The organism is Bradyrhizobium sp. Kon37, from assembly GCF_055807535.1.
On record NZ_JBVVOY010000030.1, the window covers coordinates 33,744 to 59,143 of the forward strand.

22 protein-coding genes and 1 pseudogene are annotated in these 25,400 nt (G+C 64.8%); 14 read left to right on the forward strand and 9 right to left on the reverse strand.

What is annotated here, in order from left to right; translation table 11 throughout:
- The first annotated feature begins 116 nt into the window (after positions 1-116).
- Together AC0L3J_RS33025 and AC0L3J_RS33030 are read left to right on the forward strand one after the other, a co-directional pair.
- Entirely contained in the window at positions 117-818 is a 702-nt protein-coding gene (locus AC0L3J_RS33025; RefSeq protein WP_473349844.1) for a hypothetical protein, read from the forward strand.
- A gap of 140 nt (positions 819-958) precedes the next feature.
- Positions 959-3,620: pseudogene (locus AC0L3J_RS33030) on the forward strand (bifunctional diguanylate cyclase/phosphodiesterase).
- An 11-nt stretch (positions 3,621-3,631) separates the two neighbouring features.
- Here the strand turns inward: AC0L3J_RS33030 and AC0L3J_RS33035 are convergent.
- Positions 3,632-3,976: a hypothetical protein gene (locus AC0L3J_RS33035; protein WP_473349845.1), complete on the reverse strand. Its 345-nt coding sequence runs from the start codon at positions 3,974-3,976 to the stop codon at positions 3,632-3,634.
- On the opposite strand from AC0L3J_RS33035, the gene AC0L3J_RS33040 reads away from it, so the two are divergent.
- The 5 genes from AC0L3J_RS33040 (at position 3,954) to AC0L3J_RS33060 (ending at position 8,182) form a co-directional block, all read left to right on the forward strand.
- Positions 3,954-4,913, forward strand: a complete 960-nt coding sequence (locus AC0L3J_RS33040) for a helix-turn-helix domain-containing protein (RefSeq protein ID WP_473349846.1) — start codon at positions 3,954-3,956, stop codon at positions 4,911-4,913. The genes AC0L3J_RS33035 and AC0L3J_RS33040 overlap by 23 nt on opposite strands.
- Before the next feature lie 98 nt (positions 4,914-5,011).
- Entirely contained in the window at positions 5,012-5,302 is a 291-nt protein-coding gene (locus tag AC0L3J_RS33045; RefSeq protein WP_473349847.1) for a hypothetical protein, read from the forward strand.
- Between the two features lie 101 nt (positions 5,303-5,403).
- Entirely contained in the window at positions 5,404-6,609 is a 1,206-nt protein-coding gene (locus AC0L3J_RS33050) for an NAD(P)/FAD-dependent oxidoreductase (RefSeq protein ID WP_473349848.1), read from the forward strand.
- A 93-nt stretch (positions 6,610-6,702) separates the two neighbouring features.
- Complete coding sequence (locus AC0L3J_RS33055; RefSeq protein WP_473349849.1) at positions 6,703-7,620, forward strand: MBL fold metallo-hydrolase; 918 nt, start codon at positions 6,703-6,705, stop codon at positions 7,618-7,620.
- A 202-nt stretch (positions 7,621-7,822) separates the two neighbouring features.
- The gene (locus AC0L3J_RS33060) at positions 7,823-8,182 is read left to right on the forward strand and encodes a hypothetical protein (RefSeq protein ID WP_473349850.1); all 360 of its coding nucleotides are present in this window, start codon (positions 7,823-7,825) and stop codon (positions 8,180-8,182) included.
- Between the two features lie 70 nt (positions 8,183-8,252).
- Here AC0L3J_RS33060 and AC0L3J_RS33065 read toward each other — a convergent pair whose 3' ends face one another.
- Positions 8,253-8,375: a hypothetical protein gene (locus AC0L3J_RS33065; RefSeq protein WP_256379023.1), complete on the reverse strand. Its 123-nt coding sequence runs from the start codon at positions 8,373-8,375 to the stop codon at positions 8,253-8,255.
- 96 nt (positions 8,376-8,471) lie between these two features.
- Positions 8,472-8,648: a hypothetical protein gene (locus AC0L3J_RS33070; RefSeq protein WP_155809827.1), complete on the reverse strand. Its 177-nt coding sequence runs from the start codon at positions 8,646-8,648 to the stop codon at positions 8,472-8,474.
- 138 nt (positions 8,649-8,786) lie between these two features.
- On the opposite strand from AC0L3J_RS33070, the gene AC0L3J_RS33075 reads away from it, so the two are divergent.
- The 3 genes from AC0L3J_RS33075 to AC0L3J_RS33085 all read left to right on the forward strand — a co-directional run bounded on the left by AC0L3J_RS33075 (position 8,787) and on the right by AC0L3J_RS33085 (position 11,382).
- A complete protein-coding gene (locus AC0L3J_RS33075; protein WP_256375641.1) occupies positions 8,787-8,918 on the forward strand; it encodes a hypothetical protein in 132 nt (43 codons plus the stop codon).
- Positions 8,919-9,039: 121 nt separating this feature from the next.
- The gene (locus AC0L3J_RS33080) at positions 9,040-10,164 is read left to right on the forward strand and encodes a lactonase family protein (protein ID WP_473349851.1); all 1,125 of its coding nucleotides are present in this window, start codon (positions 9,040-9,042) and stop codon (positions 10,162-10,164) included.
- A 330-nt stretch (positions 10,165-10,494) separates the two neighbouring features.
- Positions 10,495-11,382, forward strand: coding sequence for an efflux RND transporter periplasmic adaptor subunit (locus AC0L3J_RS33085; protein WP_473349852.1), 888 nt, complete (start codon positions 10,495-10,497; stop codon positions 11,380-11,382).
- Positions 11,383-11,575: 193 nt separating this feature from the next.
- Here AC0L3J_RS33085 and AC0L3J_RS33090 read toward each other — a convergent pair whose 3' ends face one another.
- Positions 11,576-12,424, reverse strand: a complete 849-nt coding sequence (locus AC0L3J_RS33090; protein ID WP_027515065.1) for a caspase family protein — start codon at positions 12,422-12,424, stop codon at positions 11,576-11,578.
- 424 nt (positions 12,425-12,848) lie between these two features.
- On the opposite strand from AC0L3J_RS33090, the gene AC0L3J_RS33095 reads away from it, so the two are divergent.
- The 3 genes from AC0L3J_RS33095 (at position 12,849) to AC0L3J_RS33105 (ending at position 16,805) form a co-directional block, all read left to right on the forward strand.
- On the forward strand, positions 12,849-14,576 hold the full coding sequence (locus AC0L3J_RS33095; RefSeq protein ID WP_473349853.1) for a hypothetical protein: 1,728 nt from the start codon (positions 12,849-12,851) through the stop codon (positions 14,574-14,576).
- A 193-nt stretch (positions 14,577-14,769) separates the two neighbouring features.
- A complete protein-coding gene (locus AC0L3J_RS33100) occupies positions 14,770-15,510 on the forward strand; it encodes a thermonuclease family protein (RefSeq protein ID WP_473349854.1) in 741 nt (246 codons plus the stop codon).
- A 107-nt stretch (positions 15,511-15,617) separates the two neighbouring features.
- Entirely contained in the window at positions 15,618-16,805 is a 1,188-nt protein-coding gene (locus AC0L3J_RS33105) for a pyridoxal-phosphate-dependent aminotransferase family protein (RefSeq protein WP_473349855.1), read from the forward strand.
- A gap of 108 nt (positions 16,806-16,913) precedes the next feature.
- On the opposite strand, the gene AC0L3J_RS33110 is transcribed toward AC0L3J_RS33105, so the two are convergent.
- Together AC0L3J_RS33110 and AC0L3J_RS33115 are read right to left on the reverse strand one after the other, a co-directional pair.
- Positions 16,914-18,026: a hypothetical protein gene (locus AC0L3J_RS33110; protein ID WP_473349856.1), complete on the reverse strand. Its 1,113-nt coding sequence runs from the start codon at positions 18,024-18,026 to the stop codon at positions 16,914-16,916.
- Positions 18,026-19,462: an MBOAT family O-acyltransferase gene (locus tag AC0L3J_RS33115; protein ID WP_473349857.1), complete on the reverse strand. Its 1,437-nt coding sequence runs from the start codon at positions 19,460-19,462 to the stop codon at positions 18,026-18,028. The genes AC0L3J_RS33110 and AC0L3J_RS33115 overlap by 1 nt, the downstream gene beginning before the upstream one ends.
- Positions 19,463-19,787: 325 nt before the next feature.
- Between AC0L3J_RS33115 and AC0L3J_RS33120 the strand changes: the two genes are divergently transcribed.
- Positions 19,788-21,893 carry a S9 family peptidase gene (locus tag AC0L3J_RS33120; protein ID WP_473349858.1) on the forward strand — a complete coding sequence of 702 codons (2,106 nt, stop codon included), beginning with the start codon at positions 19,788-19,790 and terminating at the stop codon, positions 21,891-21,893.
- A 179-nt stretch (positions 21,894-22,072) separates the two neighbouring features.
- On the opposite strand, the gene AC0L3J_RS33125 is transcribed toward AC0L3J_RS33120, so the two are convergent.
- The 3 genes from AC0L3J_RS33125 to AC0L3J_RS33135 are packed head-to-tail and all read right to left on the reverse strand — an operon-like array spanning position 22,073 to position 25,396.
- Positions 22,073-22,792 carry a ribonuclease activity regulator RraA gene (locus AC0L3J_RS33125; RefSeq protein WP_473349859.1) on the reverse strand — a complete coding sequence of 240 codons (720 nt, stop codon included), beginning with the start codon at positions 22,790-22,792 and terminating at the stop codon, positions 22,073-22,075.
- A 10-nt stretch (positions 22,793-22,802) separates the two neighbouring features.
- On the reverse strand, positions 22,803-24,542 hold the full coding sequence (gene araD, locus AC0L3J_RS33130; RefSeq protein ID WP_473349860.1) for an L-arabinonate dehydratase: 1,740 nt from the start codon (positions 24,540-24,542) through the stop codon (positions 22,803-22,805).
- Entirely contained in the window at positions 24,539-25,396 is an 858-nt protein-coding gene (locus AC0L3J_RS33135) for an ABC transporter permease (RefSeq protein ID WP_473349861.1), read from the reverse strand. The genes araD and AC0L3J_RS33135 overlap by 4 nt, the downstream gene beginning before the upstream one ends.
- Positions 25,397-25,400 lie beyond the last annotated feature (4 nt).

Consider the following 25,400-nt stretch of genomic DNA (forward strand, 5'->3'; position numbering starts at 1 on the left):
CACGGCAGCAAGACGGTCGATAGGATGATGAGCCGGCACGGAGATGAACCGACGCACCCCCGCCGGTGTCAAATGCTCAAGGCCGCATCGCGGCATTTTTCTCGAGGAATTGTCCCGTGAACGCATTTTGCCGTCCCGCACAATTGCTTGTTGGGCTGGTGCTTGCCCTGACAATGGCCGCAACTCCGGGGCTCGCCGCGTCCGGCCCGCCGCCGGATTACATCCTCACCGACAATGCCGATCTCGCCTTCACCTCGCCCGACGGCGCCACGGGGATCGAGCAGTACACGAAGGACAGCGGGGATTTCGACGTCAAATGGCAGGCCTGGGCGAGGCGTGGCGAACAGATGACGGAGCTGAAGCCCGAGCAGGGTTACGGCGCCGGCTTCCGCTTCACACCCGACTCGCAATGGCTGGTGCGGATGCAGAAGATCGGCTCCGGCGAGCAGGACCTCTATCTCTATCATGTCGAGAAGGGCGTCTTCGTCAGCGCGACGAAGACGTCGTTCAGCGACTTGGCCTGGTCCTATTTCCACAGCCGCCCGGACACAGGGAAGATGAAGCTCGACTACCACATCTCGGCCAATCTCGTGAAAGGCACCGAAGAGGCCTATCGCGGCCTCGGCGTGCACTGGCCGGACAACCGTTACCTCGTGATCTCGCTGTCGGGCGAAATGGACAAGCATCCGAAGAACGTCGCCGTGAAGGGGTTGGCCGACTGGCGCTGCCGCTATGATCTCAAGACCGGGACCTTCGACGTGCCGGCGATGTTCGCCAGGACCAATGCGGAAGCGTTGAGGTGGGAGATCCGACGCTGAGGGAACCATGGGCCCACCGCGACTTCAGACAAGCGATGGAACCAACCCTCTGATTACGCTCCGATTCATGTTTTCCTAACCCTTACTGGTAACGCGGTCTTGTCGGTTTTGCCGCATCTTGCATCCCACGGGAGGGCTGCATGGGCACATCGATCCGATGGAGCGCGCGCATGCGCGCGTTGCTGCGCCGTTGGCGCGGCGCGCCGCTGACATGGCTGATCGTAGGCGGCTTCGTGCTGATGGTCGCAATGGCGATCGGCACCGCGCTCACCGTCGACCGCTTCCGGCAGAATGCGATCGAAAGCGGCCGCGACAGCCTGGAAAGCGGTCCGCTTGCTCGCCCGCCATTTCGACCGCGAGTTCGAGGACTTCGCGGTGCTGCAGAAGAGCATCATCGCCGAGCTCGAAAGCCACGGCATCGACTCCGCCGATGTCTTCCGCAGCGAGATGGGCACGCTCGCCGTGCACGAAGTGCTACGCGCCAAGGCCAGCGGCTGGTCGGACGTTGCCGGCGCCAATTTGTTCGATGCCAAGGGCGTGCTGATCAACTCGTCGCGGCGCTGGCCGGTCGCCGATGTTTCGGTCGCCGACCGCGGCTATTTCGATCGCCTCAAGAACGATCCGGCCTCGCAGGAGGAGGTCGAGGTGGTGCCCGGACGGTTGGGCAGCGGACCGGCGATCGTGTTCGCCCGCCGCGTCTCCGGTCCTCACGGCGAATTCCTTGGAATGGTCTCGCGCGCGATCGCGCCGGACCAGCTCGAATCCTTCTTCGCCTCGAGCGGGCTCGGCGAGGAATCCTCGATCGCGATGCACCACCAGAACGGCCAGTTGCTCGCGCGCGTTCCGCATGTGGACACGATGATCGGTCAGAATTTCCGCAACGGCACGCCCGAGCAGATGGCCGTGTTCGAGCGCACCTTCGTCACGACCCAGCTCGCAAGCCCGATCGACGGCAAGGATCGCATCGTCGCCGCACGCCTCCTGACCGGCGAGCCGCTGGTGGTGGTTGCCACCAAGTCGCTGGATGCGACGCTCGCGACATGGCACACGCAAACGAAATTCTTCGTGGCCGTCGCCGTGATGTCGATCGGCCTGCTCGTCCTCACGCTCTATCTCATCTTCCGCCAGATGACCCGTCGGCTCGCCGTGGAGAAGCACCAGCTCGACACCGCGATGAACACGATGACGCAGGGTCTCCTGATGTTCGACCAGGACGAGCGGCTGATCGTCTGCAACCGGCGCTACATCGAGATGTACGGACTGTCGGCGGACGTGGTGAAGCCCGGCGCGTATTTCCGCGAGGTGATCCAGCATCGCCACGACACCGGTTCGTTCCATGGCGACGTCGATGCCTATTGCGACGACATTTTGGGCAATGCCGGGCAGACGCAGAGCACGATCGTCGAGACCTCGGATGGCCGCCTGATCGAGATCAAGAACCAGCCCGGTGCCGCCGGCGGCTGGCTCGCGACCCATGACGACGTCACCGAGCGCATCCGCGCCGACGAGCGCATCGCCCACATGGCGCATTACGACGCGCTGACCGACCTGCCCAACCGCGTGCTGATGCGCGGCCATCTGGAGCGGCGAGTCGCGGAGCTTGCCCAGGGCAAGCCGTTCGCGATCCTCTATATCGACGTCGACGAGTTCAAGGGCGTCAACGATTCGCTCGGACACGAGGTCGGCGACGAGCTGCTGCGCCAGGTCGCGAACCGCCTGCGCGCCTGCGTCAGCGGCAACGACATGGTCGCACGGTTGGGCGGCGACGAATTCGCCATCGTCAAGGCCGGCACAAGCGACGAGGCCGAGCTGACGGCGCTGGCCGAGCAGATCCTGACGGCGCTGCGCGCGCCCGTGGACTGCAACGGCCAGGACATCCCGACCGATGCCAGCATCGGCATCGCGATCGCGCCCGACCACGGCGACAATCCCGACGATCTGCTCAAGCGCGCGGACCTCGCGATGTATGCGGCGAAATCCGAGGGCCGCCGCACCTTCCGTGTCTTCGCGCCCGAATACGACGCCAAGGCGCGGCTGCGCCGCCAGCTCGAGTTCGATCTGCGCCAGGCGCTGGCCCGCGGCGAATTCGAGGTGCACTACCAGCCGCTGGTCGATCTCGCGGCCAACGTCGTCACCGGCTGCGAAGCGCTGCTGCGCTGGCACCATCCGGAGCGCGGCATGGTCTCGCCCGCCGACTTCATCCCGGTTGCGGAAGAGACCGGATTGATCGGCGAGATCGGCGAATGGGTGCTGAGGCAGGCCTGCACCGAGGCCGCCTCCTGGCCCGGCGATATCCACATCGCGGTCAACGTCTCACCGGTACAGTTCCGCTCGCGGACATTGGCGCTGAAGGTCGCCGCCGCCCTCGCCGAATCGGGTCTCGCCCCCGGACGGCTCGAGCTCGAGATCACCGAGACTGTCCTGATCCGCGACGACCAGGAGGCGCTGACGATCCTGCAGCAGCTGCGCGAGCTCGGCGTGCGCATCGCGCTCGACGATTTCGGCACCGGCTATTCGTCGCTGAGCTATTTGCATCGCTTCCCGTTCGACAAGATCAAGATCGACCGCAGCTTCATCTGCGACATCGGCGAACCCGAGGATTCCTCGCCGATCGTGCAGGCGGTGGTGCACATGGCCGCCGCCCGCCACATGGTGACGACCGCGGAAGGCGTCGAGACCGAAGCCCAGCGGAAAGTGCTGCTCCAGCTCGGATGCAGCCAGATGCAGGGCTGGCTGTTCAGCCCGGCCGTGCCGGCGGCGAAACTGAAGCAGCTGTTGTCGGCACAGGCGGCCGCGGCCTAGCAGCGCCCGGGTCATCCGGCCCCCTCCTTTTGGAGGATTTCCGGACGAGGCTTGTCCGCCTTGAAATCCAACCGTTCCACGCCACGAGCGTGCCCGATCGCGACATCGATGTGGCGGCGGTGTGGCGGCCTGCGCCCTTTTCTCACAAGTACTTCTCCTCCCCGCCCGCTCACCGTGCGTTCGCGAAAGCGCGGGCCGGCTTGGAGCAGGATCGGACAAAGCATGGCGGGTTCAGGAAATACGCACCGCAACCGCGGCGCATAGAACACGCGCCGTTCCGTACAAATGCGGACGACTGATCGAAAGCCCGAGTTGATCAGCAGGAGCCACATCATGACCGGGAACACTGCACTCATGCGCAATCCCTCGCACAAGGGCTTGCCGCCCGCACCCGACGCACAGCCTGACGACCGCTCGACGTCCGAGCGGCGCGCCGCCGACGGGGAGATGGCGCGCGTGCTCAGAACCCAGCCGTTTCGCATGGCGCTGGACTCCTCCGGTGCCGGTATCGCGCACTGGAAGCATGATCCGCTGCACGACGTCGTCGAACCCATGCGCCACCACGTGATCATGGCGCACAAAGGCGTGATGCAGCGCATGGAGCGGCGCTCGGGAAAATCGATCGCGATCGGCACATTTCGTCCGGGGGTCGTGAACATCGTTCCGGAAGGGTCGAGCTCCCGATGGGACATTCCGAAGCCCGTCGACGTCGTGCAGCTTTACCTTCCCGACGCAACGCTGCAGCGCATCGCCGGCGAGGCCGGGACCGCCGGGCCCGCCGAATTGATTGAGCGAACGGCGCATCCCGACACGATCACGTCCCGACTGCTCCTGAGCGCGGCGGATTCGCTGGAGAGCCATGGCGTCCTTGATACGCTGTTCCGGCATCAGCTCACGGATCTTCTGGCCACGCGCCTTTTGGCTGCGCACGCGGGATCGCCGACCACGTTCCAGCCGACCATGGGCGGGCTGGCGCCGAAGGTCCTGCTCCGTGCGATCGAACGATTGCGCTCCGACAGCGAAGCGGACGTCTCGCTCGATGCGCTGGCATCCGATGCCGGTCTGTCGCGCTTCCATTTCTGCCGGTCCTTCAAGGAGAGCACCGGGCTGTCGCCGCATGCCTGGCTGCGCCAGCACCGGCTCGAGCAGGCCATGAACATGCTGCGGGAGAGCGACGAATCGATCGTCTCGGTCGCCGCGGCGCTTGGTTATTCCTCCCAGACCGCCTTCGCCGCGGCATTCAAGAAGCTGACGGGCGAGACGCCGAGCGATTGGCGCAGGCGCGTGCGTTAGCAGCAATCTCTCGACAGCGACGGCAATCGCGCTGGGGCAACGGCAAATCGGGTCAGCTACATCGTCTCCATGTCCAGACCAATCGAGGGAGACCAAAGATGACCTGGAAAAACTTCGTCAGCCGACGGTTGATCTCATCACGCCGCCGGAGCCTCGCAACCGCGACCTTGTACGGACTCTCGCTGGCCGTTCGCTTCACGTCGGCGACGGGCGAGGAAGTGGAAATTCCGGCTTACAACATGCACCCGGCACAGCCGCCCGTTTCCATCATGATCCGAAATGGCGCCGGCCTTCCCTATCAGGACTGGAGTCGAAGTGAGCTTCAGCCCGTCGTCTTAGGCTACGGCCAGCCGCCGAGATCGGTGATGGCACGCTGCATCGGGCCCTAAGCCAGCGATCCAACCCACCCACGCGCCGACGCCGGACGCTGCCCTGAACGCAGCAGCGCGGTCGCGCGCGGTCTTTCGAACAGCAACCAAGGAGAAAATCCATGCGACTCGTCATCATCGGCGCCGGCTTCGCCGGCATGTACGCCGCCCTTTCTGCAGCGCGACTGCGCGACATCCGGGGCGTCTCTCCGCAAGATCTGCAGATCGCGCTCGTCTCGCCGGAGCCGACGCTGGTGGTCCGTCCGCGGCTCTACGAGCCGAAGCCGGAAACCCTGACGGCCCCGCTGCTCGAGGTCCTCGAGGCGATCGACGTCGACTACATCCAGGGCAGCGCCGAGACGATCAACACCGAGGCCCGAACGGTGCAGATCACGCCCGCGAAGGGCGCGCGAAAGACGCTGTCCTACGACCGCCTCGTCGTGACCACCGGCAGCCGGCTGTTCCGTCCGAACATTCCGGGCCTCGCCGAGCACGGCTTCAGCGTCGATTCGCTCGACGATGCCGTAGCGCTCGACAAGCATCTGCATGGCCTCACGAAGCGGCCCGCCGTGAACGGACGCGACACCGTCGTCGTCGCCGGCGGCGGCTTCACCGGGATCGAAGCGGCCACCGAAATGCCGACGCGGCTGCGCGAAATCCTGGGTCCCAATGCCAGGACGCGCGTCGTCATCGTCGATCGCAACACTGCGATCGCACCCGACATGGGTGCAGGCGCCCGCCCCGTCATCGAGGAAGCCTTGCGCAAGATTGGCGTCGAGACACGGCTCGGTGCCGGCGTCGCCGCGCTCGACGAGACCGGCGTCACCTTGTCCAGCGGTGAGCACATCGAAACCGAGACGGTGATCTGGGCGGCGGGCATGCGTGCGGCGCCGTTGACCGGGCAGATTCCCGCCGAGCGCGACAATTTCGGCCGGTTGCTGGTCGACCGCTGCTTGCAGGTGCCAGGCGTTCAGGGTGTCTTCGCGGCCGGCGACGCGGCACGCGCCGCCTGCGACGCCGAGGGCAATTACGCATTGATGTCGTGCCAGCACGCCACGCGAATGGGTGCCTTTGCCGGCAACAATGCCGCGGCCGAATTGCTCGGCGTTCCGACCAGGCCCTACCACCAGAAGGCCTACGTCACCTGCCTCGACCTCGGCGAAGCCGGCGCGCTGTTCACACGCGGATGGGAGCGCAAGGTCGAGCTGGTCGGCGACGTCGCCAAGAAGACCAAGCGTGAGATCAACACCGTCTGGATCTATCCGCCGAAGGCGGAGCGCGCCCTGGCGCTCGCGTCGGCCGATCCGGAACAGGTGACCGACGTCTAGCGCAGCAAGCGATCACGGGCTGCGCTCTCCCCCGGCGGCGCGGCCTGCTCAACCACCAGCCGGAAGCCTCTATCTTTGAAACAGGAGACCAACATGAATCTGCACAACACCTCGTATCCCGTGTCATCGGGACCCGAAGAGCTCGTTCCGTCGCGCTACGCGCTGAAGATCGGCGAGATCGACGTGCTGGTGGTCAGCGACGGCGTGCTGCCGCTGCCGACCAAGATGCTCGCGCACAACGCCGACCCGGCGGTGCGGGCGACCTGGCTGCAGGACATGTTCCTGCCGCAGGATGCTTTCGACTGGGCGCTGAACGCCGTCATGGTCCGCAGCGGCGGCAAGACCATCCTCATCGACGCCGGACTGGGCTCGGACCCGAACCTGAACTTGCCGCGCGCCGGCCAGTTGATCAGGCGACTGGCAGCCGCCGGCATCGATCTTTCGGTGGTAACCGATCTGGTGCTGACCCATCTGCACATGGACCACATTGGCGGGCTGCTGGTCGACGGCGTGAAGCAGCAGCTGCGCAAGGACCTGCGGATCCACGTCGCGGCCGCCGAGGTCAAGTTCTGGGAAGCGCCTGATTTCTCCCGCACCGCCATGCCGGAGGGGTTTCCGGACGCGCTTCGATCGACCGCCAAGCAGTTCCTGAAGGAGTACGGCCCTCAGCTGCGGCTGTTCGATGACGAGCAAGAGATTGCGCCTGGCGTCGTCGCCCGTCGCACCGGCGGTCACACCCCCGGACACAGCGTGGTTCGCATGGCATCCGGCGATGACGCGCTGACATTCGCCGGCGATGCCGTGTTTGCCGTCGGGTTCGAGCAACCCGAATGGTTTAACGGTTTCGAGCACGACCCCGAGGAGGCCGCGCGCGTTCGCATCCGCCTGTTGCGACAGCTTGCCGAGACCGGCGAGATGCTGGTGGCGACGCACCTGCCGTTCCCGTCCGTGGGCCGGGTGGCAGCCGACGGCGACGCCTTCCGTTGGGTGCCGGTGTTCTGGGACTACTGACCGCTTGCCGGGTTAGAGCTGAAGCAGGGCGCGGACTCGATAGGTCCGCGCCCTCCAAAATAGGATCAAACATCGACCCTCGCGGTTATCGCCCCGCTGAGACGGCTGGAACCGGTCGGCGGCGCCAGCCAGCATTGCGTCACGTGCCGCGCAGGCGGCTCCTCGTCTGCGCTCGTGCGCGCGCGAGATCGAGCGAGGCGATATGGCGATCGCGGCATTCAGGATGGTCACTCTCGTAGCGGTTGCTGCCATGATCGGCCCATCCGTGCAGGCCCGCGACGACGGTCGCTACGCGAACTCTCCCCTCAAGGGCTGGTTCGAGGGCCTGCACAGCAAGGGCGGCGGTCCCTGCTGCGCCGACGCCGACGGCACCGCGCTGGACGATGTCGACTGGGACACGAGCAACGGACATTATCGCGTGCGACTCCTGGGCGACTGGATCGAGGTGCCCGACGACACCGTCATCACCGAGCCGAACCGCGCCGGCCGCACCATGGTCTGGCCGTATTACGTCAACGGCCGCGCCAAGATCCGCTGCTTCATGCCGGGCAGCATGACTTAAGGTTCTGTATTCTGATGTCTCGGCTCGGCCCGGCATACGATGATGCGCCGTTGAACCGGCCGGCGCGGGCTCACTTGACCTGCTTGGCCGCGTGGATCTCGACGAACTCGGCATCGGGATGGGCGACGATGGTCGCGAACATGATGCCGCTGATGATAAGCGACCAGGCGGTGTCCCAATAAATCCAAAACACGTGCCAGCCTCCGTTTCGATCTGCTCCGCCCGCGGGATCAGGGTAACGGCAACGCGAGGCTGCCGTTCCCACTGCGCGGGCGGCGCGGGCGAGGTGCTATTTTGGTTTGGTCGGCGCGGAGTTGGGATCGGTTTGGCCGGTGTGGCGCTTTGCCACGACATCCTCGTCGCGCTCGCCCTGACGCGGGCGCGGCGGCAGCTTGGGCTGGCCGGCCTGACCGCCATGCTTGCCGCCCATGTCGGGCTTACCTTCGAGATCGTTTTCACGGGGCATGCCGGTTCAATGCGCTCGCGCGGCATTGGTTCGTTCCGGCTGTGAACGAGTTCATAGGATCGCCGCGATTTGCAGTGCACGATCGCCAGGCCCGCCCCCGGGAGCATTCTCATTCATATGACTGACGGATACGGCCTGATGCGGAAGCCACTCGTCGCCTGGACGATCCTGACCTGCGCGCTGCTCGCGGTCACCGTGTGGACCGTGCTCGGGCCGCCCCACACCCCGCCCGGGCCCCATCTGCCCTCCCGCACAGCGGCGATACGGTAGACCTCCCACCGATACCATTTCGGCATCGATCGATCCCAATTGGAGTTTGGCGCGGCGGGGCGGCTGCCGCTATCCTCGCCGGCAAAACGACAAATGCCGCACCGGCATCCAGGAGGACCCCATGCTGAGACCGACCCGACGCATCAGATCCGGCGTACCCCGCGCCGCGATCGCCACCACGCTTGCTTTCCTCACTCTCATTTCTGGAGTCCCCGCCGGCATGGCCGAGACCTTCGCCTATGTCGGCAACGCCGACAGCAACGACATCAGCGTGTTCAAGATGGCCGAGAACGGCGAGATGACGCCCGTGCAGACGGCCGCCTTCACCGGCGTCGAAAAGCCGGGATCCTCGACGCCGCTCGCGATCACGCCCGATCATCACGTGCTGATCGCCGGTGTGCGCTCGCAGCCGTTCCTCGCGGTGAGCTTTGCGATCGATCCGAAGACGGGCCAGCTCAGCCATCTCGGCAACGGCCCGCTCGCCGACAGCATGGCCAATATCGCCATCGACCGTAGCGGCAAATTCCTGTTCAGCGCCTCCTATGGCGGCAACAAGGTCGCGCTGAATCCGCTGCTCGCCAACGGCGTCGTGGGCGAGCCGAAGCAGGTGATCCCAACAGGGCTGAACGCACACGCCTTCCTGCCCTCGCCCGACAACCGCTTCGCGTTCGCGACCAATCTCGGCTCCGACCAGATCCTGGCCTTCGCGTTCGATGCCACGACCGGCACGCTCACGCCGAGCGATCCGCCGGCCCACAAGGTGCCGGAGAAATCGGGGCCGCGGCATTTCGTGTTCCACCCCAACGGCAAGTTGGTCTATCTCCTCCACGAGCTGAACGGCGACGTCGCGGCGTTCGCCTATGAGGCCAAGGGCGGCGCATGGGACGAGATCCAGCGCACCAGCGCGCTGCCCGAAGGATTTACCGGAAAGCCCTGGGCTGCCGACATCCAAATCACCCCCGACGGCCGTTTCCTCTACGCCTCCGAGCGCACCACCAGCACGCTCACCGCCTACAAGGTCGATGCGACAAATGGCAAGCTGACCACGATCGGCAGCGTGCCGACCGAGAAGCAGCCACGCGGCTTCCATATCGATCCCGGCGGACGCTACCTTGCCGCAGTGGGCGAGCTCTCCGACAGCATGACCGTCTATGCCATCGACCAGAGCAGCGGCGCGCTCACCAAGCTGAAATCCTACGCCACCGGCAAGAAACCGAACTGGGTAGAGTTCTTGAGCCTGCCGTGAGGGGGCTCCCTTTGGAGACTGCGGGATGAGTTCGCCCTGCATGGTTCGAGACGCCCGCCGTTGGCGGGCTCCTCACCATGAGGGTCTGACATCTCGTCCCGAAACATGTCCTCATCCTGAGGGCCCGCCGCAGGCGGGCGTCTCGAATGGCCGCCGGGACGGAGGAAGACACCGAACCTTGGCGCCGGCCCCGAAGACTAATTCAACGGGCGGCATCGCGCCGCCCGTGCTGCGGCGGCATTCTCATCCGGCCGGCCCTGATGTGCCCTTGGCTCGCAGCGATCGCTTCTGCTAACGATGAGGCCGTCAAGGCCCCAACCGGAATGACCCATGCGTTCATTGCCTGCGCGTCCTGTTTCCAGACATCTCGTTGCGCTCGCCGGACTGCTGTTGCTGTCGGCCCAGCCCGGTGCCGCCGCCGATGACGACGCGCCCAAGGGGCCGGCGGTCACGGTGCTGAAGGTCGCAAAATCCTGTTTCTCCGACATCGTCGAGGGCACCGGCACCATCATCGCGCGCGAGGCAAGCTCGGTGCGGCCGGAGCGGCCCGGCCTGAAGGTGACGGAGGTGCTGGCGGAAGCCGGCGACACCACCACCGCAGGCCAGGTGCTGGCGCGGCTCGCACTGCCCGAGGGCGGCACGCTTCAGGTCACCGCGCCCGTCGCAGGCGTGATCGCGACGTCGACCGCGCAGATCGGCAACCTCGCCTCCGCCAAGGGCGAGGCGCTGTTCACGATCGTGGCGCGCAGCGAGTACGATCTCGTCGCCCTGGTCGCGACCAGCGATATGCGCAAGCTCGCAGTCAATCAGGTGGCGACGGTGCGCATCGCCGGCGCCGGCGACATCGACGGCAAGGTGCGCCGCATCGGCCCGACGGTCGAGCCGAACATCCAGCAGGGCATGGTCTATATCGGCATCTCCGCGCAGAAGCGGCTGTTGCTCAATGCGAGCGGCCGTGCGCTGATCAAGTCGGGCCAGAGCTGCAACGTCGCGGTGCCGCTGACTTCGGTGCAGTATTCCTCCGCCGGCACCGTCGTGCAGGTGATCCGCCGCAACCGCGTCGAGACCAAGCGCGTCGAGGTCGGACTGATGTCGGGCGGCAATATCGAGATCCGCGACGGCCTCAACGAAGGCGATATCGTCGTCGCCCGCGCCGGCGCGCTGCTACGCGAAGGCGATCCGGTGCGGACCGTGATGGCCACGGAAGCGGCGAAGTAGTCGCCACGATCGTCATTGCGAGAAGCAAAGCGACGAAGCAATCCAGAATGACGGTGGAGAGACAGATGTGCGCTGAGCACGTCAATCGTAGGGTGGATTAGCCGAAGGCGTAATCCACCTCTTTGCTTTCCATGCTGACGAGAGAAGTGGTGGATTACGCTTCGCTAATCCACCCTACCAGCGCTAAGAAAAACTAGCCGCCGGCTTCGCCGAAATGGACGTCCTCGAGCAGCGAGGAGGAGACGGTCGGGACCTGGTCGCCTTCGCTGGCGCGGGAGATGGCAAGGCGGGTCTTGTTGAAGACGCTTTCGGCGCTGCCCTGCGCATTGAGGTTGTTGAGGAACTCGCTGACCAGCACGCTGTGCTCGCCCTTGCCGTCGTCGACGACCTTGCCGGGCGAAGCCGAGGAGAGGATCAGCGCATTGTCGGTCGCGCTGATCGGCGCGAGGCCGTGGCTGTAGGAGCGGAAGCGGCGCTCATAGGGATTGCGGCGGGAGGCGTCGACCACGACGAGCTTGGCCTTGGCGCCCTGCTCCTTCATCATATCGAGCACGCCCTCGATGGAGACGCCGTGACGGCGGACATCGCTTTCCTTCCAGATCACGGCATCGACCGGCAGCATGTAGCTCTCGCGGCCGGCCTGCACGCCGTAGCCGCCGAAGAACAGCATGACGACGGTGTCGCGCTTGATCCGGGACTTCAGGCGATTGACGGCGCGAACCATGTCGTCCTTGGTCGCGTCTTCCACCATGTCGACGTCAAAACCGTTCTTGCGCAGCGACGAGGACAGTGCGCGGGCGTCGTTGATCGACTGCGTCAGCGGCGCGCTGGCGTCGGGGTAGTGTCCATTGCCGATGACGAGGGCGAGACGCGAGGCCTGGCCGATCGAGCCGGTGACCTGGTCGGTCGAAACGGCCTTGGCGGCATCGAGCGCCCGCATGTTGAGGGCAGCATGGGCGCCGATCACGAGCGAGACCGTGCCGATGAGGGCTGCGGCCACCGCGATCGTGCGTCGGGAAATGTCGAGCTGCGTTACATTCATCTCGCGTCATTCCTGTCAGTGCCAAAGACCAGCCAAGCACGCGCACACTGTTTGAGTAGCGCGATAGCGTCTTTGGGTTTGAGGGATTGGCCGGGGGTGTGCCCCCGAATTGCGCGCAATTTGCGGCGCCGCACCAAACAAAGCCTTAACCGGATATCGCCTCCCCCGCAATAGATCGCCGAAAATTTGAGCTAAGTCACTGGAAGTACGAGCTAATTTGCACCGCCAAAAGTGTGATTTTTTTGCGTCCCCGTAGCCTTCCGGAGCCTGATTATGCAGGCTTCGTGCCGGCTTTTTCTGTGACTTTCATCACATTTGTATTTCCTGCGAATCCGGGTAGCTTTTTCAACGACTTGCAGGGGTGGCACGCGGCTGGGAGCGTGCCGGCCGGCCCCCCGGCCAATTCCCGCGACCAGGTTATTTCATGAGCTTTCAATATTTTGCCGGCGCCGCCTGCCGGGCGCTGACGGCGCGGAAGGATGGCCCCTCGCTTTACGACGTCTGCGATCCCGTACTGTCTGTTGCGGCCAGCGGCGATCCGCATCTGGCCAAGTTCTACAAGACCGCGCTCGGCAATCCCGCATTGCGGGTGCTGCTCCGCCGGGCCGGACTGCCCGAGCTGCGCGACGAAGGCAAGCTGGCCCGGCTGCGCCAGGCGCTGGTGCGCGCGCGCGACGAGGCCGAGCCCGATTGGGCGGCGGTCGGCCAGCCCGTCGCTGATCTCGTCGACAGCATCGCGCTGGATCATCCCAAGCCGCCGCCGGCCATGTTCACCGGCGCCATGCCGCAACAATCGCAGATCGACGGCGTGATCCGCGACTGCGCGCAGCATCTGCTGGGCTCGTACCGCAAGAATGGCTTTCTGCCGACCTACGCCGCGTTCAACCTGATCGGCGATCCCGATTTCCGCGGACGCGAGCTGACCATGGCGCTCACGGGCCTCAACGCGCGTGGCTACAAGAACTCATCGCTGCTGTTCAACCTCGCCCGCGTCTTCATCGCGCGATCGCCGGCGCGCGCCGTCGTCAATCCGCCCTGGCGAGGGGTTGCCGAACCGATGTGGGAGCCGGTGCAGATCCGCCACCGCTCGGCCTATTACGACGCGTTCTTCATCGAGGCGCTGTTGAGTTACGTCGAGACCGGGCTGGCCTCGCTGGCCGACAAGATCGCGGCGGAGCGCGCGGTCGCGGACATGGTCGATTTCTGCGTCAACATCAGCCGCGAAGAGGTCGAGGGCGTCGACGGCGCGCGGTTCAACGTCATCACCGCGCTCGCGCCGGCGCCGCATCCGCGCTTCTCGCGCTACTTCGCCCAGATCAAGCAAGACCTTGGTTTTGGCGTCTACGTGCCGGATTGCGACACCACGGCGTGCTCGATCTCCGCGGCGACGCAAGCCGGCTGCACCGATCCGATCCTCGACCAGCCGCTGCTGGATTTCTATGCCAGCTATCAGGTGCGCGCCGGCGTCAACGAGCCGCGCGTGACCGTGCCGCTCAACGACAACATCGATTACGAGGGCGGGGTTGCGACCTGGATCGACAATCTCAAGGGCGAGCGGCCCTATGGCAACGATCTCGATCCGACGCTCAATCTCGACATTCTCGAGGTCAGCTTCCGCAACCTCGCGCGCTGGAAAGTATTGGAGACGCCGGCGCGGCTTGCCACCGTTCATCGCATCATCGGCTTCCAGAAGCGGCTGGCGGCGAGCGGCGCCTTCGCCAATCCGCGCTCGCACATCTATTATTTGCCGGAGCTCTACAGCGCCTATTTCGGCCGCTGCTACGCCGCCTTCCTGGCGCTGCCGCTGGCGGCGCAGGCGATCATCGATCCCGACGGCGATTTCGATTTCATCCGCCACCGCGTGCTCTCCTACGTCAAGGGGGAGCTGATGGCCGCCGAGATGAACGTGTTCGACGCAGCGCTCGCCCTGATCGCGCTCGGCCATCTCGGCGCCGACCCGCGCGCCTTTGCGCCGGCGCTGAACGTGATCGTCGCGAGCCTCGGCGAAGGCGGCCGCCGCGGCCCGTTCCGCGCCTATGAATGGAACAAGATGAAGACGCCGACGCGGATTTTGGTCGGCGGTCCGGAGGTCACGTCGGCGTTCGTGCTGATGGGGCTGGTGGTGGCCAAGCGGGCGATGGCGCGGGGATAGGTTTCGTAGGGTGGGTAAGCCCTGCGGCTGCGCGAAGCGCAGTCCGCTCGGCGTAACCCACCACTTCTGCCGCCGTGGAGACGAAAGATGACAGTAAGTTGAAAGCCCAACTGCCAAGCATATGCTGGCCGGGCGGACAAAAGCCGACCACAATTGCGAGGTCTATCGCAATTTTCATCATACGCGGACCGGCATGTTGCGAAAATTCCTGATTGCGCTGTCATTGCTTGGCTTGTCCTTGCCCGGCTTGCCGTCGCCGGCTGAGGCCGCCGACATCACCGGCACCGCAAAGGTTCGCGCCGGCGACGCCGTGATGATCGGCAACACGCGGATCAGGCTCGGCGGCATCGACGCGCCCGCCGTGGACCAGCTCTGCCTCAACAACAAGGGCGAGCGCTGGACCTGCGGCATCGCGGCCCGCGACGAGCTCGCCAAATACGCCGACGGCAAGAACTGGGTCTGCCATGCGAGGTCGATCGACCGGCGCGGCCGCACCGTGGCGCGCTGCGATGTCGGCGGCGAGGACATCCAGAAATGGCTGGTGCGCACAGGCTGGGCGCTGGCCTACACCCGCATGTCGCACGACTATGAGGCGGACGAGAAGGCCGCGCGGGAGGCCAAGGCCGGCATGTGGCAGGGCGCCTTCATCGCGCCCTGGGACTGGCGCGAGCGCAACAAGAAGACCACCATCCTCGGCGCCACCAAGCCGCCCGACGGCGCGCATGCGATCCTGCTCGCTTCGGCCTCGGGTCCGGTCGCGCCCTCGCCGGACTGCACCATCAAGGGCAACGTCAACTCCGCCGGCGAGTGCATCTATCACCGGCCGACCAGCCGCTGGTATGCGCAGATCAAGATGAAGATCAGCAAGGGCACGCGCTGGTTCTGCTCGGTGGAGGAAGCCGAAGATGCGGGCTGCCGCGAGACTAAGAGATAACCCACGTCAGACCTGCGTTTTCCGGCCTTTTCTTGCACCGCAGCGCCGCGTAAAAGTGTGAATCAGCGACCCACCATCCTGTTCTCAGGCAACAAGGACCAACAGCAATGACCGTTCGCGCGGGCCGGGAATTTCTGGCCATCCCCGGGCCCACCAATATGCCCGACGAGGTGCTGCGGGCGATGCATCGTCCGGCGATCGACATCTACTCCAAACAGATGACCGATCTGACCGAGAGCCTGCTCAGCGACATCTCGAAACTGTTTGCGACCAAGGGCAAGTCCTACATCTACATCGCCAACGGTCACGGCGCCTGGGAAGCAGCATTGAGCAACGTGCTGTCGCGCGGCGACAAGGTGCTGGTGCTCGAAAGCGGACGGTTCGCAATCGGCTGGGGCCATGCCGCAGCGCTGATGGGTGCCGAGGTCGAGGTGCTCAAGGGCGACTGGCGCCGCGCGGTGCGGCCGCACGAGGTCGAGGAGCGCCTGCGCCGCGACAAGGAGCACACCATCAAGGCCGTCGTCGTCGTCCAGGTCGACACGGCCTCAGGCGTGCAGAACGACATCGAGGCGATCGGCAAGGCGATCAAGGCGAGCGGCCATCCGGCGCTGTACATGGTCGACACTGTCGCCTCGCTCGGCTGCATGCCGTTCGAGATGGACAAATGGGGCATCGACGTTGCGATGTCGGGCTCGCAAAAGGGCCTGATGACGCCGCCCGGCCTCGGCTTCGTCGCGGCCAATTCGCGCGCGCTCGAGGTCCAGAAGACCGCCAACATGAGCACGCCCTATTGGAGCTGGAGCGAGCGCGAAGGCAGCGAGCATTATCGCAAATATGCCGGCACCGCGCCGGTGCATCTACTGTTCGCGCTGCGCCAAGCGATCGACCTGCTGCACGAGGAGGGACTGGAGAACGCCTTCCGCCGCCACAGCCTGCTCGGCGAGGCCGCGCGCCGCGCCGTCGGCGCGTGGTCGGAAGGCCAGGTGCTCGGCTTCAACGTCGCGGAAGCCAGCGAACGCTCCAACACCGTGACCACGGTGACGATGAGCAACGGCCATGATCCGGCAATCCTGCAACGCTATTGCAAGGAGAAGTGCGGCGTCGTGCTCGGCACCGGCATCGGCGATCTCTCGGGACAAGCCTTCCGCATCGCCCATATGGGCCACGTCAACGCCCCGATGCTGCTCGGCACGTTGGGCGTGATCGAGGTCGGGCTGAACGCGCTGAAGATCCCGCACGGCAAAGGCGGGCTCGAGGCAGCGGTTGCGTATCTCGGCGAAGAGGTGGCGGCGTAAACCTCTTTTTTCCTTCTCCCCTTGCGGGAGCTATCTTGTAGCCCGGGTGAGCGAAGCGACACCCGGGATTCTTGCGTGAGGCCCCGCATGTCGCTTCGCTCATGCGGGCTACGGCAGCGGCGGGATCCGATATCCCTCGACCTGCGCCTTCAGCTCATTCAGCGACGCAAGCGGCGCCTTCGGGTCGACCCGATATTCCCCACGCGCCAACCACGACAGCACCTTCGCATCGACGACCGGCGAATGGTGGATGACGTCGCCGTAATTGTCGAGGTTGTGCGTCACGTCCTTGATCGCCCGGAAATCATACAGGCGCACATTGGGAAGCTGCGTCAGGCGCTGCGCAATGACGGCCGTGAGATCGGTGACGATCTTCAGCGTCGCAGGCGAAGCATCGCGCATCGCGACGAATTGCAGGATCGAATAGGGCGGGAAGTAGATGTCGAAGGTCACGTCCGGATGGCGCGCGATCAGGCCGACCGCATCATGCTCGAAATGCCGCACCATGGCGTCGTAACGATAGCCTTCGCCGAGAAAGCGGCTGCGTACGGGATCGGTGATATAGGCGAAGGCCGTGAGCGTCCTTTTCGCATTATAGGCACGCGCGACGTCGACATCCCGCGGCAGCGCATAGATGTCGTCGACATCTTCAAGCGCAAACTTGACGGGCAGAAAAGGCGCCGCCCGGGTCAGCGGCTCCCGCAGCGGCGGAACCGATCGCAACAATGCGAACAGGGATTCCTTCGCCATTGCGGCGCTGAACAGGTAGGACGCGATCCCCTTTGCTGTCCCACGATAGAGATCGGCAGAGAGATAAGGATCGGTCTCGATGTCGGCCGCATCGACAAAGATAAAATCGTCCATCGCCCAGATCACGCGCTTTGCGCCGCGGTCGATGGCCTGCTCGAGCACAAAGCCCTGCTGGCGCGAATTGGAGCCGGTCATCGCCAGCTTGAGCGAGTGCACGCCGAGCGCATGGTCGATGTCGCTCTGGCGGAAATGGATCGCGAGCGAGGTGCCCATGAAGGCGGTGTCGAACGACTGGCTGCGGATCAGCCCGGCATTCTGCACGCGCGTGTCATCGGAATAGAACGGCGCGACGAGACGCGAGGGCCGAAACAGCTGCAGGGGATCGATGACATAGGTGAGCGCAGCCGCGCCCATCACGCACGCGATGCTCGCGAGGAGAAGACGCCCTGGATATGTGAACGCGCCCCGCATCAGAACCGGAAATAGATGAATTCGCTGTGGCTCTGGATGCCCAAAATCCCGAACGCAAGCACCAGCGACGCCGCGTAGAGGACCAGCGGCCGCATCCGTCCGGCCATCAGGCCGTCGCCGACCCTGCGATTGGCGTGGTCGTACCCCATGATTCCTTGCGTGTTCGGCGCCAGCCACACCAGCGCGGCATAAATTGCAACCATCACCGACGCCGCAATCTCTTCGCGGCCGAACGCGATGTTCGAGGGATCGGCCATCGCGTGAAGAACCCGCATGGCCCAATCGACCCGTTCGGCACGGAAGAATACCCAGGCGACAACGACGGCGAGGAACGTCAGCACGGCCCCGGCGACGCGCGTCGGGCGCGCGAGCAACTTTGGAACATTCGGCACCAGCGCGTTGAAAGCGTGATTGATACAGAGATAGGCACCATGCAGCGCGCCCCAGACGACGAACGTCCAGGCCGCGCCATGCCAGAGCCCTCCGAGCAACATCGTGAGCAGCAAGTTGACGTAGCGGAGCACGCGGCCACGCCTGTTACCGCCGAGCGGGATGTAGAGATAATCGCGCAGGAAGTGCGACAGCGTCATGTGCCAGCGCCGCCAGAACTCGACGATGCTGGTGGCCTTGTAGGGCGAATTGAAATTGACCGGCAGGAAAATGCCGAACATCAGCGATATCCCGATCGCCATGTCGGAATAGCCGGAGAAATCGAAATAGAGCTGGAACGTGTAGGCAAGCGCGCCAAGCCAGGCCTGATCAAAACTCGGCGCGCGCGCATCGAAGGAGAGTGCGACCAGCGGCTGGATGCCGTCGGCGAGGCACGTCTTCTTGAACAGGCCGACCGCAAAGATGATGATTCCGCACAGGATCAGATGCCCGTGCGGATGCTTGGTTTCTTCCCGTTCGAATTGCGGGATCATGTCCTTGTGGTGGAGGATTGGCCCCGCGATCAGATGCGGAAAATATGTCACGAACAGCGCGTAATGCGGCAGCGCGTAGGCCGCGACCTGCCCGCGCCAAGCGTCAACCAGGAACGCGATCTGGGTGAAGGTGTAGAACGAGATGCCGACCGGCAGCAGGATGTGGACCGCAAAATGCGTGCCAGCCAGTGCATTGACGTTTTCGGCGACGAAGCCGGCATATTTGAAGACGCCGAGCACGAAGAGATCGCCGGCGACGCCGAGGGCAAGTGCCGCCTTTCGTTGCGACGGAGCAAGCTTCGCCACGATGAGGAGATGGCCTATGCCGTAGTTGAAGGCGATCGATATCAGCAACAGGGCGACGAACTGCCAATTGCCGATGGCATAGAAGGCGAGCGAGGCCGCCGCCAGCCAGATCACCGGGGCCAGATTGCTGCGCCGCCCGAGCCAGAAATAGCCCGCCAGCGCGGCCGGCAGGAACAGCAGGATGAACGGGTAGGAATTGAACAGCATCAGGCTGGACCGGCGACGGGACTAAGACCCGGCCCCTAAAGCATACAAGCGGCCGGTCAACAACCCGGCGACGGGCCCGCAGCGATGCTGGCAATTCGTGGAATCGGGACGATATAAGGTGGGACACGGCGCCTCCATCTTCTCCCTCTCCCCGCCTGCGGGGAGAGGGTTGGGGTGAGGGGGAGTCTCCACGAGGACGGTGACAGCGAGACTCGCGGAGAGCCCCCCTCACCCGGATTGCATCTTCGATGCAATCCGACCTCTCTCCGCAAGCGGGGCGAGGTGAAGAAGAAGCCGCGCGCGAACGTGACATGATGAGGATCGAGTGACACAAGCCAAAACACCTTCCCAGCCCCCCGTCGCCCCGCGCCGGCCGCATTCCTTCACTCGGCACGGGATCACCGTGACCGACGACTATGCCTGGCTGAAGGACGAGAAGTGGCAGGAGGTGCTGCGCGACCCCGCAGTGCTCGATCCCGACATCCGCAAATATCTCGACGCAGAAAATGGCTACACCGAGAGCCTGCTCGGGCACACCTCATCGCTTCAAAAGACGCTGGTGCGCGAGATGCGCGGACGGATCAAGGAGGACGATTCCAGCGTGCCGTCGCCGGATGGTCCCTTCGCCTATTTCCGAAAATTCCGCGAAGGCGGTCAGCACGAGCTGTTCGGCCGTATGCCGCGCGATGGCGGCGAGGGCCACATCGTGCTCGACGGCGATGCGCTGGCCAAAGGCCATGAATACTTCAAATTCGGCGGCAGCCGGCACTCGAACGACCACAGGCTGCAGGCCTGGAGCGCCGACACCAAGGGCTCGGAGTATTTCTCCATCCGCGTGCGCGACTGGTCGACCGGAAAGGACCTTGACGACGTCGTCGAGGAGACCGACGGCGGCGTGGTCTGGAGCAAAGACGCAACGTCGTTCTTCTACGTGAAGCTCGACGACAATCACCGCCCGATGCAGGTGTGGCGGCATAAACTCGGCACTCGGCAGGTCGACGACACGCTGGTCTACGAAGAGCAGGATTCCGGCTGGTTCACCCATCTGCAGGAGAGCACCAGCGGCCGCTTCTGCGTGATCGCGGGCGGCGACCACGAGACTTCCGAGCAGCGGCTGATCGACCTCGCCCATCCCGACGCGCCGCCGCGCCTCGTCGCGGCACGCGAAGAGGGCGTGCAATATTCGCTCGCCGACCGTGGCGACGAACTCTTCATCCTGACCAACGCCGACGATGCCATCGACTTCAAGATCGTCACCGCGCCTCTCAGCTCACCCGAGCGCAAGAACTGGCGCGATCTGATCCCGTATCGCCCGGGCATCTACATCATCGATCTCGATCTTTATGCCGGCCACATGGTGCGGCTGGAGCGCGCCAATGCGCTGCCGTCCATCGTGATCCGCGACCTCACGAGCAAGGAAGAGCACGCCATCGCCTTCGATGAGGCGGCCTATTCGCTGGACACGATGGACTCCTACGAATTCGAGACGACGAATTTACGCTTCGCCTATTCGTCGATGACGACGCCGTCGGAAGTCTACGATTACGACATGGTCAAGCGCACGCGCACCCTGCGCAAGCGGCAGGAGATTCCGTCTGGCCACAATGCGGCCGACTACGTCACGACGCGCATCATGGCAAAGGCGCAGGACGGCGCCGAGGTGCCGGTCTCGATCCTCCATCGCCGCGGGCTCACGCTCGACGGCGCGGCGCCGCTGCTGCTCTACGGCTACGGCTCATACGGCATGGCGATGCCGGCCTCGTTCAGCGCCAACCGGCTGTCGCTGGTCGATCGCGGCTTCGTCTATGCCATCGCCCATATCCGCGGCGGCGCCGACAAGGGCTGGGGCTGGTACCTCGACGGCAAGCGCGAGAAGAAGACCAATTCGTTCGACGACTTCTCTGCCAGCGCCCGCGCACTGATCGATACGAACTACACCAGCGCAAAGCGCATCGTCGGCCACGGCGGCTCGGCCGGCGGCATGCTGATGGGCGCGGTGGCGAACCGCGCGGGCGAATTGTTCGCCGGCATCGTCGCCGAAGTTCCGTTCGTCGACGTGCTCAACACCATGCTCGACGACGCGCTGCCGCTGACGCCGCCGGAATGGCCGGAATGGGGCAACCCGATCGAGAGCGAAAAGGATTTCCGCACGATCCTGTCGTATTCGCCCTACGACAACGTCGCGGCAAAGGACTATCCGGCGATCCTGGCGATGGGCGGCCTGACCGATCCGCGCGTCACCTACTGGGAGCCCGCCAAATGGATCGCGCGCCTGCGCGCGACCATGAGTGGCGGCGGCCCGGTCCTGCTCCGCACCAACATGGGCGCCGGCCACGGCGGCGCCTCGGGACGCTTCAACCGGCTCGATGAAGTCGCGATCGTGTATGCGTTCGCGCTGTGGGCGGCAGGGATGGCGGAGGCGGGGGTGTAGGCCCAGCGTCGTCCCGGCGAAGGCCGGGACCCATACCGCGTGATCTATCCGACGAAGCTCGGTGTCACTACCGCGCGAAAGCACGACGACTGCGGGTCTTCGCGAAACTACTCCCTGGGGTAATGGGTCCTGGCATTCGCCGGGACGACGGCGGAGGTTATGGGACGAGTTGTCGCCCTTTACCTTCCGTTCGCCTTCCGCCATGCGGCGAAATCGGTCAGCGTCTGCGGATCGGTCGCCGGATAGAGACCGAAAATGCCGCGGCCCTTGTTGACTTCCTCGGTGACGAAGTCCTCGAACGCGGTCATCTCGAAGGTCTCGTTGGCGATCTCCTCGGCGAGATGCGCGGGGATCACGATCACGCCGTCGCTGTCGCCGAGAATGACGTCGCCTGGAAACACCGGCGCGTCGCCGCAGCCAATGGGAACGTTGATCTCGATGGCGTGATGCAGCGTCAGATTGGTCGGTGCGCTCGGGCGGTGGTGGTAGGCGGGGATACCCAGCTTGGCGATCTCGGCCGAGTCGCGAAAACCGCCGTCAGTGACGACACCGGCGACACCGCGCTTCATCAAGCGCGTGACCAGGATCGCGCCGGCTGAAGCTGCTCGCGCGTCCTTGCGGCTGTCCATCACCAGCACGCTGCCTGGCGGGCAATCCTCGACCGCCTTGCGCTGCGGATGGGAACGGTCCTTGAAGACCTCGATGGTGTTGAGATCCTCGCGCGCCGGCATATAGCGCAGCGTGAAGGCTTCCCCGACCATGGTCGGCTGACCGGCACTGAGCGGGTGCACATCCTGGATCATCTGGATGCGCAGGCCGCGCTTGAACAACGCGGTGGCGACGGTGGCGGTGGAAACGGATTTGAGCTTGTTGCGGGTGGCTTCGGTAAGTTTGGTCATGTCACGCTCTCTAGTAAATCGACGGCTCGCCGATCGGTGCGCCGAAATCGGTCTCGAGGAAGTCGAAGTCGCAGCCGTCATTGGCCTGCTTGATGTGCTTGGTGAACATCCAGCCATAGCCGCGTTCGAAGCGGCGCTCGGGCTGCTTCCAGGCGGCGCGGCGCTTGTCGAGCTCGGTGTCCGACACATCAAGATTGATGGTACGCGCGGCGACGTCGAGTGTGATGCGGTCGCCGTTCCGCACCAGCGCCAGCGGTCCGCCGACATAAGACTCAGGAGCGACGTGCAGAATGCAGGCGCCGTAGCTGGTGCCGCTCATGCGCGCATCGGAGATCCGCACCATGTCGCGGACGCCCTGCTTCACGAGCTTGGTCGGGATCGGCAGCATGCCCCATTCCGGCATGCCCGGTCCGCCCTGCGGCCCCGCATTGCGCAAGATGAGAATGTGGTCTTCGGTGACGTCGAGATCCGGATCGTCGACCGCCTTCTTCATCGACGGATAGTCGTCGAACACCAGCGCAGGCCCGGTATGCTTGAGGAAGCGCGGCGCACAGGCGGAGGGTTTTATGACGCAGCCGTCGGGCGCGAGATTGCCCTTGAGCACGGCGAGCGCGCCTTCCTTGTAGATGGGATTGTCGATCGAGCGGATCACGTCGTCGTTGTGAACCTCGGCGCCATCGATGTTCTCGCCCACGGTCTTGCCGGTGACGGTGATGCAGTCGAGATGCAGATGCGGCTTGATCTGGCCCATCAATGCCGGCAAGCCGCCGGCATAGAAGAAGTCCTCCATCAGGTAGGCATCGCCGCTCGGCCGCACATTGGCGATGACCGGCACCTTGCGGCTCGCAATCTCGAAATCGTCGAGGCCGATGTCGAGACCGGCGCGGCGAGCCTGCGCGATCAGATGGATGATCGCATTGGTCGAACAGCCCATCGCCATCGCCACGGCGATCGCGTTCTCGAACGCCTTGCGGGTCTGGATCGTCTTCGGCGTCAGATCTTCCCAGACCATCTCGACGATGCGGCGGCCGCATTCGGAGGCCATGCGGATATGATTGGCATCGGCGGCGGGAATCGAGGAGGCGCCCGGCAGCGTCATGCCGATCGCCTCCGCGATCGCGGTCATGGTGGAAGCCGTGCCCATGGTCATGCAGGTGCCGTAGCTGCGGGCAATGCCGGCTTCGATGTCGAGCCAGTCCTTGTCGGAGATTTTTCCGGCGCGGCGCTCGTCCCAGTATTTCCAGCCGTCTGAACCCGAGCCGAGCGTCTTGCCCTTCCAATTGCCGCGCAGCATCGGACCTGCCGGCAGATAGATCGCCGGAATGTTCATCGAGGTGGCGCCCAGCAGCAGCGCCGGCGTGGTCTTGTCGCAGCCGCCCATCAGCACCACGCCGTCGACGGGATGGCTGCGCAAGAGTTCCTCGGTATCCATCGCCAGCAGATTGCGATAGAGCATGGTGGTCGGCTTGAGCAGCGATTCCGACAGCGACAGCGCCGGCAGCTCCAGCGGCAGGCCGCCGGCCATCAGGATGCCGCGCTTGACGTCGTCGACGCGCGACTTGAAGTGCATGTGGCAGGGCTGCGCGTCCGACCAGGTGTTGAGGATCGCGATCATCGGGCGGTCCTTCCACTCCTCCGGCGCGTAGCCCATCTGCATGGTGCGGGAGCGGTGGCCGAACGAGCGGAGATCGTCGGGTGCGAACCAGCGCGCGCTGCGGAGCTGGTCGGGCGTTAGTTTCTTCTTGGTCATGATTGGGTGCCCCATTTCTGCACGGTGTTCCGCTCGATGGCGCGGAAGATCAGGTTCTCGACAAAAAGCCCGATGATGATCACCGTCAAGAGGCCGGCGAAGACCGCAGGTATGTCGAGCAGGTTGCGGTTTTCGAAGATGAACCAGCCGAGCCCGCCCTGCCCGGACGATACGCCGAACACCAGCTCGGCGGCGATCAGCGTGCGCCAGGCAAAGGCCCAGCCGATCTTGAGGCCGGTCAGGATCGAGCCGAACGCCGCGGGGATGAGGATTTTCGCCACGTAAGGCAATCCGCGCAGGCCGTAATTGCGACCGACCATGCGCAGCGTGTTGGACACGCTCTTGAAGCCGGAATGGGTGTTGAGCGCGACCGGCCACAGCACCGAATGGATCAGCACAAACACCAGACTGCCGTTGCCGAGACCGAACCAGATCAGAGCCAGCGGCAGCAGCGCGATCGCCGGCAGCGGATTGAACATCGCCGTGACGGTCTCGAGGAAATCGGTGCCGATGCGGGTCGAGATCGCGAGCACGGTGAAGATCGCGGCCAGCGCGATGCCGGCCGAATAGCCCATGAAGAGTACTTTCAGCGAAGCCCATGCCCGCATGGGAATCGTGCCGTCCTTGACGCGATCGTACATCGTGAGGATCGTGTCGTGCAGCGTCGGAAACAGCAGGGGATTGTCGAGGGTAAGGCCGTAGGCCTCCCAGACCGCCGCGAGGAACAGGATGATGACGGTCTTGCGAACGAAACCGTCGTTCCACAACAGCTCGAGCACGCTCAGCTTGCGCTCGACTTCGGCTGCGCTGCCGGCGACCGGCGCCTCACGCAGCAGGATTCTGGCTTCGCCCATGAGA